Consider the following 15,956-nt stretch of genomic DNA (forward strand, 5'->3'; position numbering starts at 1 on the left):
CGTTAGTTCAGACGTCCTACGGCTTTGAGCATCGACATGCCGTGCGCGGTGATTTGCGGGCAGGCCATCTGCCCGCTATCGTCCTGGATGGACTCCAGCACGACGAGCCGTTGGGTGATCAGGGCGTCAAGATCCACGGGATCGATTTCCCGTGCGTGGGTCGCGGCGGTGTCGTCGCGGGTGTGGGGGCCATTGCCGATCAGCATCAGCGTGGCCAACTCATGTGGACTCAGCACAGTCATCTCCTTGGCGAGAGGGGAGCGGTTGCTGGGGACTCGGGGACGCATCTGTAGTGCACGCCCTCGGCGGGATGTTGAGCCATCTTCACGAACCGTTCACGCTGCATCGCATCGTGATGGCCGGTCGACAGTCAAGGGGTTGGACGGGACCGCCCGCTACGGGTTCCGGCCGATACACGACAGATACATGTCAAAACGTTTCAGCGGGTACTCATGTGATACGCGCTTGTTGAGTGCCCATCAGGCGCGTATCCGTCGCATGCGGATGATCATACGGCCGATCAAAAAACCTCAGCCGGCGCAGGGACATACGCGGCGAGCGCGATGTCCGGATCAGGTCCCCGGGTGGACCACGACCAGCAAGGCCGTTGCCACGCTTTTACCCGGATTGCCGATGGCATGCGCCACATCCGCGCCGTAGCGTGCGGTATCGCCGTGCTTCAGCTTCTTCTCGTCGCCACCTGACCGGACGGTCATCGACCCGGTCAGCACCGACAGATGCTCCTGCGTGCCTGCTTCATGTGGCTCCGACGCCAGCACGCCGCCCGGCTGGATCGACAGCTCATACCATTCGAAGCGCCCCGCCATGTCGATCGGACCGAGGATGCGCAGTTCGCAGCGGGTATCGGGGCTCTTGAGCGCCGGTGTGGCATGGGGTGGCACCACTGTGATGGCGGGCGCCTGTGGCGCAGCAGTCCCTTGTGCCAGGAAGTCCGTCAGGCTGACGCCGAGTGCGTTGGCCAGCCGCCACAGCACCGCCACGGTCGGGTTCGCCAGGTTTCGTTCGATCTGCGAAAGCATAGACTTGGAGACACCGGCGCGGCGCGACAGCTCGTCCAGGGACAGTTGCTGGCTCTGCCGAAGCGCCTGCAGCGCGCTGCCTACGGCTGGCGGCCCCTCGGCCGTCATCGGCGTTTTGGCGGGGGAGGGTTGCGACATCGTCATCTGTTCGTTATAGTGCACGACACGTTCGTTATACAGAACACGTTCGATTTATCGAATTGAGCGTTCCGAGACACTACCACCGGGAGTCTGGCTATGTCGAGTGCCGAGGCCTTTTATGCATCCATCCGCGCGGAGCTGGATTCGATCCGCGCCGCGGGCCTGTACAAGCGCGAGCGCGTCATCGCCACGCCGCAGGGCGCCAGGATCCGCACAGCGGACGGTCGCGAGGTGATCAACCTGTGCGCCAACAACTACCTTGGGCTGTCGTCGCACCCCAAGGTTATCGAAGCCGCGCACGAGGCGCTGCGCACGCATGGCTACGGACTGTCGTCGGTACGCTTTATCTGCGGCACGCAGGATCTGCACAAGGAGCTGGAAGGGCGTCTGGCCCGGTTCCTGGGCACCGAGGACACCATCCTCTATGGCTCGGCCTTCGATGCGAACGGGGGGCTGTTCGAGACCATCCTCGGCCCCGAAGACGCCGTGATCAGCGATGAACTGAACCACGCGTCGATCATCGACGGCATCCGCCTGTCCAAGGCACGGCGCCTTCGCTATCGGCACAACGATCTGGACGACCTGCGCGCCCAATTGCGGCAGGCCGATGCGGATGGCGCACGCTTCAAGCTTGTCTTTAGCGATGGCGTGTTCTCGATGGACGGCACCGTTGCGCGGCTGGACGAGATCCGGAAGATTTGCGACGAGCATGGCGCGCTGCTCGGCATTGACGAATGCCACGCCACGGGCTTCATGGGCGCACGCGGGCGAGGCACGCATGAGGCGCGTGGGGTGTTCGGCAAGATCGACATCATCACGGGCACGCTGGGCAAGGCGCTCGGTGGCGCGTCGGGCGGCTTTACTTCCGGGCGCAAGGAAGTCGTCGAGCTCTTGCGCCAGCGTTCCCGACCTTATCTTTTTTCGAACACCGTGGCGCCGGCCATTGTTGGCGGCAGCATTGCCGTGCTCGATATCCTGGAAGGCAGTACCGAGCTGCGGGACCGGCTGGAGCAGAACACGCGGTTCTTCCGCGAGGGCATCGCGAAGCTTGGCTTCGACATCAAGCCCGGCGATCATCCGATCGTGCCGATTATGGTCTATGACGCCGAAAAGGCGCAGAAGCTGGCTGACAGACTGCTGGAACTCGGTGTGTACGTCGTTGGTTTCTTCTATCCCGTGGTCCCGAAGGGGCAGGCGCGTATCCGCGTGCAAATGAGCGCCGTGCACGATGCGGTGACGCTGCAGTCCGCTCTCGATGCCTTCGGCCAGGCGGGCCGTGAATTGGGGCTGATTCCATGACAGCAGCCACCGCAACAGCCGTGCCGAAAATCCTGATCATCGGCGCAAACGGGCAACTTGGATCGGAGCTGGCTCTGGCATTGGCGGAACGTCATGGGCGTGAGCAGGTGGTGACGTCGGACGTGGTGCCGACCGGCCGCCACGTCCATATCGCGCACGAGATGCTTAACGTGACGGATCGCGGTGAACTGACGACTGTGATCGAGCGGCACGGCATCACGCAGATCTATCTGCTGGCGGCCGCGCTGTCGGCGACGGGGGAGAAGGCGCCCCAATGGGCCTGGAACCTGAATATGACAGGTCTGCTGAACGTGCTGGAAGCCGCGCGGCATCATGGCATCGAGCGGGTGTTCTGGCCCAGTTCGATTGCCGCGTTTGGGCCCACCACGCCGAGCATCGACACGCCGCAAAAGACGGTCATGGAGCCGACCACCGTGTACGGCATCTCGAAACAGGCCGGCGAGGGCTGGTGTCGCTGGTACTTCGAGAACCATGGCGTCGACGTTCGCAGCGTGCGCTATCCCGGGCTGATCTCGCACAAGACCCCGCCGGGCGGCGGCACGACCGACTATGCCGTCGACATCTTCCACCATGCGGTGCGCGGCGAGCCCTACACCTGCTTCCTGGAGGAAGACGAGCGGCTACCGATGATGTACATGCCTGATGCCATCCGGGCCACGCTGGAACTGATGGAGGCCCCGCGCGAACAGGTGCGCGAACGTGGCAGCTACAACCTGGCCGCCGTGAGTTTCACACCGGCCGAGATTGCGGCGGCGATCCGGCTACGCGTGCCTGAATTTGAAGTCCGCTACGCGCCAGACTACCGTCAGGCGATTGCACAGGGCTGGCCTGATTCGATCGACGACAGCGCGGCGCGTGCGGACTGGGGCTGGCAGCCACGGTTCGGCCTGCAGGAGATGGTCGACGATATGCTCGACAATCTGCGCAAGAGCCTCGCCGTCGAGCCGGCTCCGGTAGCTCCGGTAGCGACGGCGGTCTGAAGCCGCCGTCGCAGGGATCAATGCATACCGGTGGCGTCGGCGAACGATGAGAGTGTCCAGCCCTGACCCAGCAGGATCATGCGAGTGTGCAGATCGGCTTGCACGGTCTCGCTGACGGACTCGCCGAGATAGGTCATCGACTTGTCGCGTAGATCCACGTAGCCGCGGGTGTGACGCCTGGCCAGCGTCCCCCACAAGGCATTGGCGCCGGCAGACTGCCGCGCGCCGCTGATCAGGCAAAGACCGCCGTCCAGCGCCCAGCCGTAGATGGACGTGGCCAGGCCGCAGCGCTGATAGGCCGGACCGAGCTTCGTGTGGGGCGCGCGTACCACTCGGTCCGTGCGTCGGCTGACCTCGATCAGACGATTGAACACCGTATAGCCGGCGATGCGTCCATATCGCGTGTCTTCGACATACACGTAATACTCGCCATCGGCTTCGCGATAACGCAGGCGCAAGCCCGGCAGAGCGGTTGGCACCACAGGCATATCGTGCAGCTTGTCACCGGGCTGGCGGATGCGGTCGTGCAGCGTGTCGAGTTCGCGCTCCACTTCGCCGGGCGACAGACTGACGTCGATGCGCAGCTCGAGTATGCGTGCCAGTACCTGCCCCCAGGAGGGCATTGCAAGCGTGAGTGTCATGAGGCGCCTCTTCCGTCAGCTATTGATCAGGACGTAGAGCGCGGCGACGGCCACGATGGCGCAGATGGTCTTTTGGTAGATGGGGGTCATGGCTTTCTCCAGGATGCACAATGAATTGCAGCGCCAGGGATGGCGTCCAAATGCAAAGTGCCGTGCGGGAAAGCTCAGGTCCGGATGCCGGTGTCCCGAGTTGCCCGCACGGCCAGGAAAAGCACGGCGCGCGGGACCGGGGCGGTCAGGTGTGTGGCGGCAATGCCAGCCTGCATTCCGCGGGCGCACGCAGTCCTGCCATGCGGAGCACGGCGGGAAACTGCGGCGAGGCGCTGGAAGCGGGGCATTGGCTTTCTAATCGGGGGCGCTCGACTGGTAGTCAGCCGGCGTCAGGCGTTATGGGGCAATGGGTCTTATGCCATATTGCCCGGGGAAAGTCCAGCCCGGTTGCCCGGTGCTGCTTGCGATCTCTGGATGGGACGGGTCCTCGCGGAGTTTGAAGAGCCTAAAGCTCGCGATACGGTGTGCCTTCATGCGTTACGCCGAGCGCTCCGCTGCGGACATCGAACACGCCCGCAATCGCGCGGTCTTCCAGCATCGATGGTGATTGTGGGTCGATTGGTGGCGGTACGATTTCCCAGTTGTCCGCAGTATGGGTGATTGGGTCCCGCGGAATCCTGTGCAAATAGGCGCGTTGCACGAGGATGTCGAGGGACTGCGGATAGTGGCCATGGTCTATGTGGAATCGGGCGATCGCCTCTCGCATTGCCTGCAGGTTGTAACGCAGCGCCACTTCCTGGGAGGGTTCTGCCTCTGCGGTGAGGTGGGTTGCCATCAGCGCCATCAGTGCTATCAGCCCAATCCCGATCAGCGCTGCGAGCAGCGTCGCCAGCGTGAACCTTGCTCGGCGCCGGGCGGTCGCCATGGTGATTGTCATCGACGGTCCTCGTGGGCAGGCCATGCCGGCCTGATTGAGGGACTGTATTTCCATGAAGTTGAGGCGGATATCGCCGATCTGCGGAAGTGCCCGTAAGGTTGCTGCTGGTGGATGGTTTCAGATATTCCTGAGGCGATTGCAGCGGTGCCGAGGCGACGATTGCGTCCCATCTCTACATTTCCGCGCGGCATGGGATTCCTCATAAAGCACATGAACTAGTTCGCAAAGAAATCATTTGCATCCTAATAGATTCACATCTATCATTCTGCCCATGCCAAAGATCGATGCCCTTCTTTTCGCCTTCACCGGCCAGTTGATGCTGGCCGGGCGCCAGTGGCGGCAGATCAGCCAGGCCGCAGTGACCGCGCACGGGATTTCCGCCGCGGCCGCCGCGCCGCTGCTGTTCATTCGCCGCCTGGGCGGTGGTGTGCGCCAGGTGACCCTGGCCGACTACGTGGGCGTGGAAGGCGCGACGCTGGTGCGTCTGGTCGACCAGCTCAGCGCCGCTGGGCTGGTGCGTCGCGAGGTGGATTCGAGTGATCGCCGGGCCAATGTGCTGTCCCTGACGGAAGAGGGCGAGCGCATGGCGGAGTTGATCGAGGTGGCGCTGAAACAATTGCGGACCGAGGTGTTCGCCGATATCAGCGAATCGGACATGGCGGCCACGTTGCGCGTGTTCGACGCTCTGGCGCGCGCGGCCGCATCTACATCGGGCAAGCAGGAGTCCTGAGCAACATGGGTAGTTGGCCGTCCGCGAGAGATTGGGTCTTTTCCATCAAGGCCTTCGTCGCAGCGATGCTGGCATTGTGGATTGCGATGTATCTCGGCCTGCCGCGCCCCTACTGGGCGATGGGCTCTGTCTATATCGTGGCGCATCCGCTGACCGGCGCCACGCGTTCCAAGGCGCTGTATCGAGTGCTGGGCACGCTGCTGGGCGCCGCCGCTGGCATTCTGATGGTCCCGCCACTGGTCAACGCGCCGCCTCTGCTGATGGGCGCTGTGGCGATCTGGACCGCCTGTCTCTTGTACGTGGCGCTGCTGCATCGCACGCCGCGCAGCTATGTCTTCATGTTGGCGGCCTATACGCTGCCGCTCGTCGCGCTGCCTTCGGTCGACAATCCTGCCGGTATCTTCGATCTTGCCGTCGCGCGGTCCGAGGAAATCTGCCTGGGCATCCTGTGCGCCAGCGTGGTTGGCGCGGTCGTGTTTCCGGCTAGCGTAGCCAATGTGCTGCGCGACAAGTCTCGCCAATGGATGGCCGATGCCACGCTGTGGGCGAGCGACATGTTGTCGGCAAGCCCCGGCAAGCAGGTGTCGCGCCACCATAGTCGCCATCGTCTGGCCGCCGATATCCTGGCGCTGGACCAACTCATCAGCCAACTGAGCTACGACGCCGAAAGCGCCCAGCGCGTGCGTGCCGCACGTGAACTGCGTGGCCGCATGACGATGCTGCTGCCCGTGATGTCGTCGCTGGCGACCGTCGTCGAATCGTTGCAGTCTTCCGGCGGCGTGCCGGAACCCCTGGCCGCGCAGATGCGGGCGGTGAAGGCCTGGATTCAGGCTGGCGCCGCGGAAGGGGAGCGTCCCGAACTGACGTCCACGCCCGTTCAGGCGGGCTGGGACGCCGCCTTGGTCGCAGCGGCCGAAGACCGTCTGCAACAGATGGCGGCCTTGTGGCACGACTGCGTCTCGCTGTGTCGGCGCCTTGGTGAAAAGCACATCGAAGGCGAATGGCTGCCAGAATTCCTGCGCTGGGATGTCGGCCGCGCCCGCCACTACGACCACGGCATGCTGCTGTTCTCGACCGTGACGGTGGCGCTGGCCATCTTCGCGATGGGCATGATCTGGATTCAGACAGGCTGGGCCGATGGCGCCGGTGCTGTGGCGCTTGGCGCAATCTCGTGCTGTTTCTTCGCCGCGCTCGACGAGCCCGCGCCGATGATCCAGTCGTTCTTCAACTGGAACGTGGTCTGCCTGCTGATCTCGATGGTGATGCTGTTCGCGGTCCTGCCGGTCGCGCACGACTTCGAGATGCTGGTGCTGATGTTCGCGGTGCCGTACCTGATCATTGGCCTGCTGGTGGCGCAGCCGCGCCTGGCGATGATCGGCATGCCGCTGGCCGTGGTCACGGCAAACGACATCGGTATCTCGGGCGCCTACAGCGCGAATTTCCAGAGTTTCTTCAACAGCAACCTGGCAGGTATCGCCGGGATTGCGTTCGCCCTGGTCTGGACGCTCGCGGTGCGGCCTTTCGGCACGCGAGCCGCAACACGCCGGCTGGTGCGCTCCGGCTGGAGCGACATCGCCGAAAACGCCGTGAGTACGCGTCCGGAGTCTCATTCGACGCTGCGCGCGCGGATGCTCGATCGTCTGGCGCAACTCGTTCCCCGGCTGGCTGCCAGCGAAAGCGAAGTGTCTGCCGATGGCTTCAGCGAAGTGCGTGTGGAACTCTGCACGCTGGCGCTGCAACGCGAGATGGCCGGGCTGGAAGCCGATGAGCAACATGCCGTGAATCGCGTGCTGCGCAGCGTGTCCGGCTATTACCAGTCACGTTTGAATGGTGCCATCGATGCGCCGCCGCCGGCATTGCTGACGCGGCTGGGCAAGGCTCAGCAGAAGGTGCGTTCGCGTATCGCGCTGGCGGCTCTCGTGGACCTTCAGGTTGCCCTGTATCCGCCGGTCCTGGTGCCGGCAACCGTTTCCGGAAATGCATGATGCCCGGTGAAATCAGTATCTATGGCGTGTACATCCCCAGCTTGCTGGTGTGGATGCTTGCCGCCTTCGTCATTACGAGCGCCGCGCGGGCGGTGCTGACGCGTGTCGGCTTTTACAAGCTCGTATGGCACCGTTCCCTCTTCAATCTGGCGCTGTATGCGATCGTCCTCGGTGGGGTGGTTGCGTTGGTGCCCTCGCTGCAATCATGAAACTGAGACTCTCCTCGCTCGGGCCAGTCGTGCTGACGCTGGCCGTCACCGCCGTTGGCGCGGTCGTCGTCAAACACCTGTGGGACTACTACACCGTGGCGCCGTGGACGCGCGACGGCCACATCCGCGCCGAGGTGGTGCAGGTGGCGCCTGATGTCTCCGGGCTGGTCACGCGGATCGCGGTCAAGGACAACCAGCATGTGAAGGCCGGCGACGTCCTGTTCGAGATCGACCACGAACGCTATGCGCTGGCGCTGCGTCAGGCGGAAGCCACGGCGGCGGCGGTGCGCGCCAATCTGGCCCAGGCACGCCGCGAGGCGAAGCGCAGCCAGACGCTTTCCGAGGTGGTCTCGAAGGAAATCGTCGAAGAGGGGCTGGCCAAGGTGCAGCAGGGCGAGGCCCAGCTGGCACAGGCCGAGGCCGCGATCGGCGTGGCGAAGCTGAATCTGGAGCGCACCCACGTGGTGAGCCCGGTGGAAGGCTACGTCAACGACCGCCTGCCGCGTCTCGGGGATTACGTCGTGACCGGCAAGCCGGTGCTGTCGATGGTCGATTCGAACTCGTTCCATGTGGAAGGCTACTTCGAGGAAACCAAGCTGAAGGGTATCCATATCGGCAGCCCCGTCGATATCCGCGTCATGGGCGAGAAGCGCGTGCTGCACGGCCATGTGCAGAGCATCGCAGCCGGTATCGAAGACCGTGATCGCACCAATGGTTCGAACCTGCTGCCGAACGTGAACCCGACGTTCAACTGGGTGCGTCTGGCGCAGCGCGTGCCGGTGCGCATCCAGTTCGACCAGATGCCCGAGGATGTGCGCCTGGTGGCCGGCCGCACGGCCACCGTGTCGGTGAAGGCCGATGACGAGAAGAACATCGGGGAAACGGAAGACAAGCCGACCGCGCCGGCGGCCGGCCGTAGTGCCTCGCAGGACAAGGTTGCGCTGGCCGGCAAGCGCGCGCCCTCAACCGGAGCAGTGCAGTGAAACGCTTTGCCCGTGCCTCGCTGGCGGCGATGTTGCCGCTTGCGCTGGCCGCTTGCATGACCGTCGGCCCTGATCACAAGGTGCCCGACGATGCGGTCGTGAAGTCATCGGCCGCCAATGGACCGTTTGCCGGCACCGACAGCGATGCGGTGTCGATCGGCGACGTCCCGAACGACTGGTGGCGTCTGTACGACGATCCTCGCATCGACGAGCTGGTGCAGCAGGCACTGGTGGCCAACACCGACCTGCGCGTAGCCGCCGCCAATCTGAAGCGCTCGATCGCCGTGTATCACGAGGTGGAAGCCGAGAATCTGCCGGAAACGAAGTTCCGAGCCAGTGCGGAGCGTGGCCAGATCGCTGGCGAACCGCTGCTGCACGAAGAGAAGATTCCGGTGATGAACTTCGGCGACATTGGTCTCAATGTTTCGTACCTGATTGACTTCTGGGGCAAGCTCAAGCGTGCCGACGAAGCCGCCTTGGCATCGGCGCAGGCCAGCCATGCGGCGCTGGACCAAGCCCGCGTGGGCGTGGTGGCGGAGACCGTGCGTGCGTATGTGCAAGGATGCACAGCCACGCACGAACTACATGTGGCCGCGCATCAGCTCGACCTGCAGGAACGCGGCGTGAAGCTGGCGCAGAAACTGGTCGATGCTGGCCGAGGTCAGCCGACCGATCTGCTGCGCGCCGAGGCGCAAGCCGACACCCTGCGTTCGGCACTGCCGAAGTATCGTGCGGAGCAGGAAGGCGCGGCATACCGCCTGGCGGTAATGCTGGGCAAGCCGCCGACTGCGCTCGATGTCAGCAGCGTGGCGTGCGAGCACGTACCGGCGTTGAAGCAGGCGCTGCCCGTTGGCGATGGCATGGCGTTGCTCAAGCGCCGACCGGACGTTCGCCAGGCCGAGCGCGAGCTGGCATCGGCAACGGCCAAGATCGGCGTGGCTACCGCGGACCTGTTCCCGCAGATTCGCATCGGTGCATCGGCCGGTTTCACCGGTATTCTCGACCACCTTGGTCAGGCGCCGACCGCGCACTGGGGCTGGGGCCCCGCGATTTCGTGGACGATCCCGACCAGCGGCACGCGCGCGCGCATCCACAACATGGAGTACGGGGCCGAAGGGGCGCTGGCTCATTTCGACGGTGTGGTGCTGAAGGCGCTGCGCGAGACGCAGACGGCGCTGTCGGCCTATACACACGAACTGGACCGGAACGCGTCGCTGCGCTCGGCGCGCGACAAGGCCAATGAGGCAGCTCGCCAGAACCGGCTGCTGTGGCAGGCAGGCCGATCGCCGTATCTGCAGAGCCTGGATGCCGACCGCACGCTGGCCAATACCGATGCCGCGCTGGCCGCATCCGATGCGCAGGTTGCGATGGATCAGATCAACCTGTTCCTGGCGCTTGGTGGTGGATGGCAGAATGCGCCGGCCATTGCCAGCCATCCGGTGGGCAAGGAGCCCGGACAGGCCACGGAACACACCGAGGAGCACTGAGGAGCGCTGAGGAACAATAAGGTAAGCTTCGGCCTCGGCCACGCCTTGGCTGCACTATCGAACTGATTCCGGCGTCGTTGCGCGGCTTCGCCGCACGATTTGCTCTGGCTGCGGCCAGGCGCCAAGCCAGAGCCGCTTCGCTTCAGTTTGATAGCGCCGCTTACCCGGCGAGGCCCGACCGCCATGACATCTGCTCTTGGCGGCTCCTCGATTCCCAGGAAAACAAGACCTATGAAAATGCTCTCGATTTCAAAGACCCTGGCTGCCGCAACCGTGGCGCTGGGTATCGTAGCCGCAGGCAACGCGGCGGCTCAGGAACAGACGATCCGCGTGGGCACCGTCAGTGGCCCCGACGCCGAAGTCTGGCAAGTGGTACAGAAGGTGGCCAAGAAGAACGGCCTGAACGTGAAGGTGGTCGAATTCAACGACTACGTGCAGCCGAACGCCGCGCTCGACGCGGGCGACCTCGACGCCAACAGCTTCCAGCACCAGCCGTATCTGGACAGCCAGATCAAGCAGCGTGGCTACAAGATGACCAGCGTCGGCTACACCTATATCTCGCCGCTGGGCATCTATTCGAAGAACCTGAAATCGTCGAAGGATCTGCCGCAGGGCGCCAAGGTGGCCGTGCCGAACGACCCGTCGAACGAGAACCGCGCATTGCTGCTGCTGGCCGCCCAGGGCGCGATCAAGCTCAAGCCGGGTGTGGGCACGAATGGCGTCAACGCCACGCCGCTCGACGTGGCCGAGAACCCGAAGAAACTGAAAATCGTGGAACTCGACGCTGCCCAGCTTGCCCGCGCGCTGCCTGACGTGGCCGCCGCCGTGATCAATACCAACTACGCACTGGCCGCCGGCCTGCAGCCGACGAAGGACGCGATCGCGCTGGAAGACATCCACAGCCCCTACGCCAACATCATCGTCGTGCGCACGCAGGACAAGGACAAGCCGTGGGTGAAGAAGCTCGTGGCCGCCTATCAGTCGGAAGAAGTACGCCAGTTCATGAAGGCCCAGTACAAGGGCGCCATGGTGCCGTCCTTCTAAGAAGCCGCTTCAAAAAGATTCTGGCGTCGTTGCGGGGCCTTGCCGTACTACTTGTACTGTCTGCGGCCCCGCCCTTGCAGGGCGCGCATGTGCTTGCAGGCACATGCCGTTCCGCAGGCGGCTCGCATGCGAGCCGAAACCCCTGCTTCACCCTAGCCAGAACCGCTTCGCTTCATTTGAAGCAGCTTCCAAGCAGCAAGGTCCCATTACCTTGGCTTGATGCGGAACGGCGGCCAATGGTCGCCGTTTTTGCATCTATCCATAGTCGAATTGCTTCGTTCGCACCGCACGGACGGGGCGCTAAGGTAGGGGACCGATTCCCGCCCCGGAGACTTACCGTGTCAACCCCGCTCAAAGTCGTTGCCGTCAATGGCAGTGCTCATCAACCGTCCCGCACCCTGGTACTGGTGCAGGCACTGCTGGCCGAACTGGATCAACGGCTCGTGCTGGATACGCAGATTGTCGACCTCAGCGAGATCGCCCGACCGCTCGGCGCGTCGCTGACCCGCGACGAACTGCCGCCCGACATCGAGGCACAACTGGCCGCGATCGAATCGGCTGATCTCGTGATTGCCGCGGCGCCGGTGTATCGCGGCTCGTTCCCCGGCCACTTCAAGCATCTGTTTGACCTGGTGGGCATGGATGCGCTGGCAGGCAAGCCGGTACTGCTGGCAGCCACCGGTGGCAGTGACCGTCATGCACTGGTGCTCGAGCACCAACTGCGTCCGCTGTTCAGCTTCCTGCAGGCGCTGACGTTGCCAATCGGTGTGTACGCGTCCACGGCGGATTTCGATGGGTATCAGGTGGGCAGCAAGTCGCTGGCCGACAGGATCACCCTCGCGGTCGAACGTGCCGCGCCGTTGTTTGCCAATGCAGCGAGGCAGTTGCGGCGGGTGGCCTGAAGTACTGTATTGCTTTCTCCCCTCCCTGCACGACGTGAGAGGGGAGCAGGACCCTCAGCCTTCGATAGCCGGCGGCAGGCGATCATTGACCCAGTCGCGCACCTTCTCATAGGCCGCTGCCAGTTGCAGCACACCCAGATCGTCGCGCGGCCTGCCGATCAGTTGCATCCCCATTGGCAATCCGTCCGCGCTGAATCCCACCGGCACGCTGATCACCGGGCATCCCGATAGCGTCCATGCGACCACCACTTCCATCCAGCGATGGTACGTGTCCATCTGCCTGTCGGCGATTTGCTTCGGCCAGTGTTGCGTGACGTCGAACGGAAACACCTGTGCGGTGGGCACGGCGATGTAGTCGAACTGGGTGAACGTCCGTTGCAGCGCCTGGTACCACGCACTGCGATCGGTGCTGGCGGCGTACAGATCGCTGGCCTTGAGGTCCAGCGAGCCTTCGATTTCCCAGATCGCCTCGGACTTGAGCTGCGCACGCGTGGACGGATTGGTGTACAGCCCCAGACGCGAATTGCCGGTCAGGAAGTGGCGATAGACGAGCCAGGTTTGCCAGATTTTCTCGGGCGGGTAGGGTGCTTTGATGGCCTCGACGTCCACGCCGAAATCCGGGAAGAAACGCAGCGCCTGCTCGCAGAGCGACAGGATGCCGTCTTCCATCGGCAGGTAACCACCCCAGTCGCCCAGCCATGCAACACGCTTGCCGGTGAGATCCGTTTTCAGTATGTCCGCGACGTTTGCCGGTGTCAGCGAAGCCAGCATCGGATCGTGTGGCAGCGCCTGCGGCGTGCGCGCGTCGGGGCCGGATTGCGTGGCCAGCAGCAGCGCGAGATCCTCGACATTGCGTGCCATCGGCCCTTCGCTGCCCAGTTGGGGCAGAAACAACTCCGGCGTCGGGCCGTAAGGCACGCGTCCCGCTGAAGGCCGGAACCCATAGACATTGCAGAACGCAGCGGGATTGCGCAGCGATCCGCCAAAGTCGCTGCCGTCGGCAACCGGTAGCATACGCAGCGCCAGCGCGGCGGCTGCACCACCACTGGAGCCGCCAGCCGACCGCGTGGGATCGTAGGGATTCAGCGTGGCGCCATAGACGGGGTTGAACGTGTGCGACCCCAGCCCGAACTCAGGCGTGTTGGTCTTGCCGATCAGGATCGAGCCGGCACGTCGCATACGCTCCACGATGACCGAATCACTGGCGGGGATATTGTCGCGAAAGATCGGCGATCCGTACGTTGTGCGAATGCCGCGCGTCATCGCCAGATCCTTCGGCGCCTGCGGGAAGCCATGCATCCAGCCGGAAGACTTGCCCGCCGCCAGTGCTTCGTCGGCCGCCGATGCCTCGCGCATCAGCGCTTCCTCGTCCTGCATGGCGACGATGGCGTTGCTGCCCGGGTTGACTCGGGCGATATGCGCCAGATAGGCCGTCATGACTTCCCGGCTCGACACCTCCTTCTTGTGAATGGCCTCGGAAAGCTGTCGGGCAGACAGCATGACGATGGGGTGGGGGCGGTAGGAAGTCATGGCGGGAGGTGAGTGCTTAAAGCCGCTCTGCGTGATGCCGCACGTGGTCGGCAATGAACGTCGAGATGAAGTAGTACCCGTGGTCGTACCCGTCGTGCCGACGTAGTGTCAGCGGCTGCCCGGCCTTTTCGCAGGCGGCCTCGAACACTTCTGGATGCAGTTGCTCGGCCAGGAATTTGTCGGCGAGCCCCTGGTCGATCAGGATGCCGGCCGGGAAGGGTGCCGACGACTGCGCGCGCATCAGGGCGCTGGCATCGTGCTGGGCCCAGCGGCTGCGATCTTCGCCAAGGTAGCCGGTGAATGCCTTCACGCCCCACGGGCAGTCCGACGGCGCGGCGATTGGCGCAAACGCCGATACCGAACGGAACCGCTGCGGGTAGCGCTGGGCCAGCACCAGCGCGCCATGTCCGCCCATGGAATGCCCAAAGATCCCTACCCGTGCCGCATCGGCGGGAAGCTCGCGGGTCACCAGATGGAACAGCTCATCCGCAACGTAGCTCTCCATGCGCCAGTGCATGCGCCATGGCGTTTCGACCGCATCCACGTAGAAGCCGGCGCCCACGCCGAAGTCCCACGCATCGGCCTCGCCGGGCACGCGCGCGCCGCGCGGACTCGTGTCCGGGCCGACCAGGATCAGGCCGTGCTCGGCGGCAAAGCGCTGCGCGTCGGCCTTGATCGCGAAGGTTTCCTCGGTGCAGGTCAGGCCGGCCAGATAGAACAGCGCTGGCAGCGGTTTCGCGCCAGGTTGCAGCGCCTGCGGCGGGAGATAGACCGAGAACCGCATCGGCAGCCCGATGGCCACCGACTGGTGCTGGTAGAAGCGCTGGACGCCGCCGTGGCAGCCGTGTTCTGACAGCAGTTCCATGGATCGCGACCTCAGTACAGGACCACCGAGCGGATCGACTCGCCGCGCTTCATCAGGTCGAAGCCTTCGTTGATGCGGTCGAGCGGCAGCGTATGCGTGATCAGGTCGTCGATGTTGAGCTTGCCGTCCATGTACCAGTCGACGATCTTGGGCACATCGGTGCGCCCGCGCGCGCCGCCGAAGGCCGAGCCCTTCCATTCGCGGCCCGTGACGAGCTGGAACGGACGGGTGGAGATTTCAGCGCCCGCTTCGGCCACGCCGATGATGATCGACTTGCCCCAGCCCTTGTGGCAGCACTCCAGCGCCTGACGCATGACCTGCGTGTTGCCAATGCACTCGAACGAGTAGTCGGCGCCGCCGTCGGTCAGCTGGACGATGTGGTCCACCACGTTGTCGACATCCTTCGGATTCACGAAGTGGGTCATGCCAAACTTGCGCGCCATTGCCTCGCGGGCGGGATTGAGGTCCACGCCGATGATCTTGTCGGCGCCCACCATCTTTGCGCCCTGGATCACGTTCAGGCCGATGCCGCCCAGGCCGAACACCACCACGTTCGCGCCGGCTTCCACCTTGGCCGTGAAGATCACCGCGCCCACGCCCGTGGTCACGCCGCATCCGATGTAGCAGACCTTGTCGAACGGTGCGTCGGGGCGGATCTTGGCAAGCGCGATCTCCGGCACCACGATATGGTTCGCGAACGTCGACGTGCCCATGTAGTGGAAGATCGGCTTGCCATCGATCGAGAAGCGCGAGGTGCCATCCGGCATCAGGCCCTTGCCCTGCGTGGCGCGGATGGCCTGGCACAGGTTGGTCTTGCGCGACAGGCAGAACTTGCACTGACGGCATTCCGGCGTGTAGAGCGGAATCACGTGATCGCCCGGCTTGAGCGACGTGACGCCCGGACCGACGTCGGTGACGATGCCCGCGCCTTCATGACCCAGGATGGCGGGGAAAATGCCTTCGGGGTCCGCGCCGGACAGCGTGTAGTAGTCCGTATGGCAGATGCCGGTGGCCTTGATCTCCACGAGGACTTCGCCCGCGCGCGGACCGTCGAGGTTCACCTCTTCGATGGTGAGTGGTGCACCGGCTTTCCAGGCGATGGCGGCTTTGGTTTTCATGAAGCAACTCCCGAGCGAATGAATTGAGGCGGCACGTGTCCGCGTGACAGGCC

Annotated in this window: 16 protein-coding genes; 9 read left to right on the forward strand and 7 right to left on the reverse strand. The window is 64.2% G+C overall.

The features are described 5' to 3' along the window. Positions 1-2 precede the first annotated feature (2 nt). Positions 3-242, reverse strand: a complete 240-nt coding sequence (locus D769_RS26185; RefSeq protein WP_241227907.1) for a hypothetical protein — start codon at positions 240-242, stop codon at positions 3-5. Between the two features lie 330 nt (positions 243-572). Beyond that, the gene (locus D769_RS26190) at positions 573-1,178 is read right to left on the reverse strand and encodes an XRE family transcriptional regulator (protein ID WP_029306362.1); all 606 of its coding nucleotides are present in this window, start codon (positions 1,176-1,178) and stop codon (positions 573-575) included. A 99-nt stretch (positions 1,179-1,277) separates the two neighbouring features. On the opposite strand from D769_RS26190, the gene kbl reads away from it, so the two are divergent. Then, complete coding sequence (kbl, locus tag D769_RS26195; RefSeq protein ID WP_008651185.1) at positions 1,278-2,480, forward strand: glycine C-acetyltransferase; 1,203 nt, start codon at positions 1,278-1,280, stop codon at positions 2,478-2,480. After that, entirely contained in the window at positions 2,477-3,481 is a 1,005-nt protein-coding gene (locus tag D769_RS26200) for an NAD-dependent epimerase/dehydratase family protein (protein ID WP_008651186.1), read from the forward strand. Before kbl ends, D769_RS26200 begins: the two co-directional genes overlap by 4 nt. A gap of 17 nt (positions 3,482-3,498) precedes the next feature. Here D769_RS26200 and D769_RS26205 read toward each other — a convergent pair whose 3' ends face one another. Next, a complete protein-coding gene (locus tag D769_RS26205) occupies positions 3,499-4,122 on the reverse strand; it encodes a hypothetical protein (protein ID WP_008651187.1) in 624 nt (207 codons plus the stop codon). Positions 4,123-4,618: 496 nt separating this feature from the next. Then, entirely contained in the window at positions 4,619-5,050 is a 432-nt protein-coding gene (locus D769_RS26210; RefSeq protein WP_008651189.1) for a general (type II) secretion pathway protein, read from the reverse strand. A gap of 271 nt (positions 5,051-5,321) precedes the next feature. Between D769_RS26210 and D769_RS26215 the strand changes: the two genes are divergently transcribed. The 7 genes from D769_RS26215 (at position 5,322) to msuE (ending at position 12,390) form a co-directional block, all read left to right on the forward strand. Beyond that, a complete protein-coding gene (locus tag D769_RS26215) occupies positions 5,322-5,780 on the forward strand; it encodes a MarR family transcriptional regulator (RefSeq protein ID WP_008651197.1) in 459 nt (152 codons plus the stop codon). Between the two features lie 5 nt (positions 5,781-5,785). Continuing rightward, complete coding sequence (locus D769_RS26220) at positions 5,786-7,765, forward strand: FUSC family protein (RefSeq protein ID WP_008651198.1); 1,980 nt, start codon at positions 5,786-5,788, stop codon at positions 7,763-7,765. Next, positions 7,765-7,974: a DUF1656 domain-containing protein gene (locus D769_RS26225; protein WP_008651199.1), complete on the forward strand. Its 210-nt coding sequence runs from the start codon at positions 7,765-7,767 to the stop codon at positions 7,972-7,974. The genes D769_RS26220 and D769_RS26225 overlap by 1 nt, the downstream gene beginning before the upstream one ends. After that, entirely contained in the window at positions 7,971-8,957 is a 987-nt protein-coding gene (locus D769_RS26230) for an HlyD family secretion protein (RefSeq protein WP_024569413.1), read from the forward strand. The genes D769_RS26225 and D769_RS26230 overlap by 4 nt, the downstream gene beginning before the upstream one ends. Next, on the forward strand, positions 8,954-10,444 hold the full coding sequence (locus D769_RS26235) for a TolC family protein (protein ID WP_008651201.1): 1,491 nt from the start codon (positions 8,954-8,956) through the stop codon (positions 10,442-10,444). The genes D769_RS26230 and D769_RS26235 overlap by 4 nt, the downstream gene beginning before the upstream one ends. 231 nt (positions 10,445-10,675) lie before the next feature. Next, positions 10,676-11,488, forward strand: a complete 813-nt coding sequence (locus tag D769_RS26240) for a MetQ/NlpA family ABC transporter substrate-binding protein (RefSeq protein WP_008651202.1) — start codon at positions 10,676-10,678, stop codon at positions 11,486-11,488. Positions 11,489-11,826: 338 nt separating this feature from the next. Continuing rightward, positions 11,827-12,390, forward strand: coding sequence for an FMN reductase (gene msuE / locus D769_RS26245; protein WP_008651203.1), 564 nt, complete (start codon positions 11,827-11,829; stop codon positions 12,388-12,390). Between the two features lie 54 nt (positions 12,391-12,444). Here msuE and D769_RS26250 read toward each other — a convergent pair whose 3' ends face one another. From D769_RS26250 to D769_RS26260, 3 genes are read right to left on the reverse strand one after another with little or no spacing between them, the layout of a single operon-like run. Then, entirely contained in the window at positions 12,445-13,920 is a 1,476-nt protein-coding gene (locus D769_RS26250; protein WP_040011272.1) for an amidase, read from the reverse strand. Positions 13,921-13,936: 16 nt separating this feature from the next. Continuing rightward, a complete protein-coding gene (gene fghA, locus D769_RS26255) occupies positions 13,937-14,785 on the reverse strand; it encodes an S-formylglutathione hydrolase (protein ID WP_008651205.1) in 849 nt (282 codons plus the stop codon). 11 nt (positions 14,786-14,796) lie between these two features. Further along, on the reverse strand, positions 14,797-15,903 hold the full coding sequence (locus tag D769_RS26260) for an S-(hydroxymethyl)glutathione dehydrogenase/class III alcohol dehydrogenase (RefSeq protein WP_008651206.1): 1,107 nt from the start codon (positions 15,901-15,903) through the stop codon (positions 14,797-14,799). Positions 15,904-15,956: the final 53 nt, after the last annotated feature.

Source organism: Cupriavidus sp. HMR-1 (genome assembly GCF_000319775.1).
GTDB lineage: Bacteria > Pseudomonadota > Gammaproteobacteria > Burkholderiales > Burkholderiaceae > Cupriavidus > Cupriavidus metallidurans.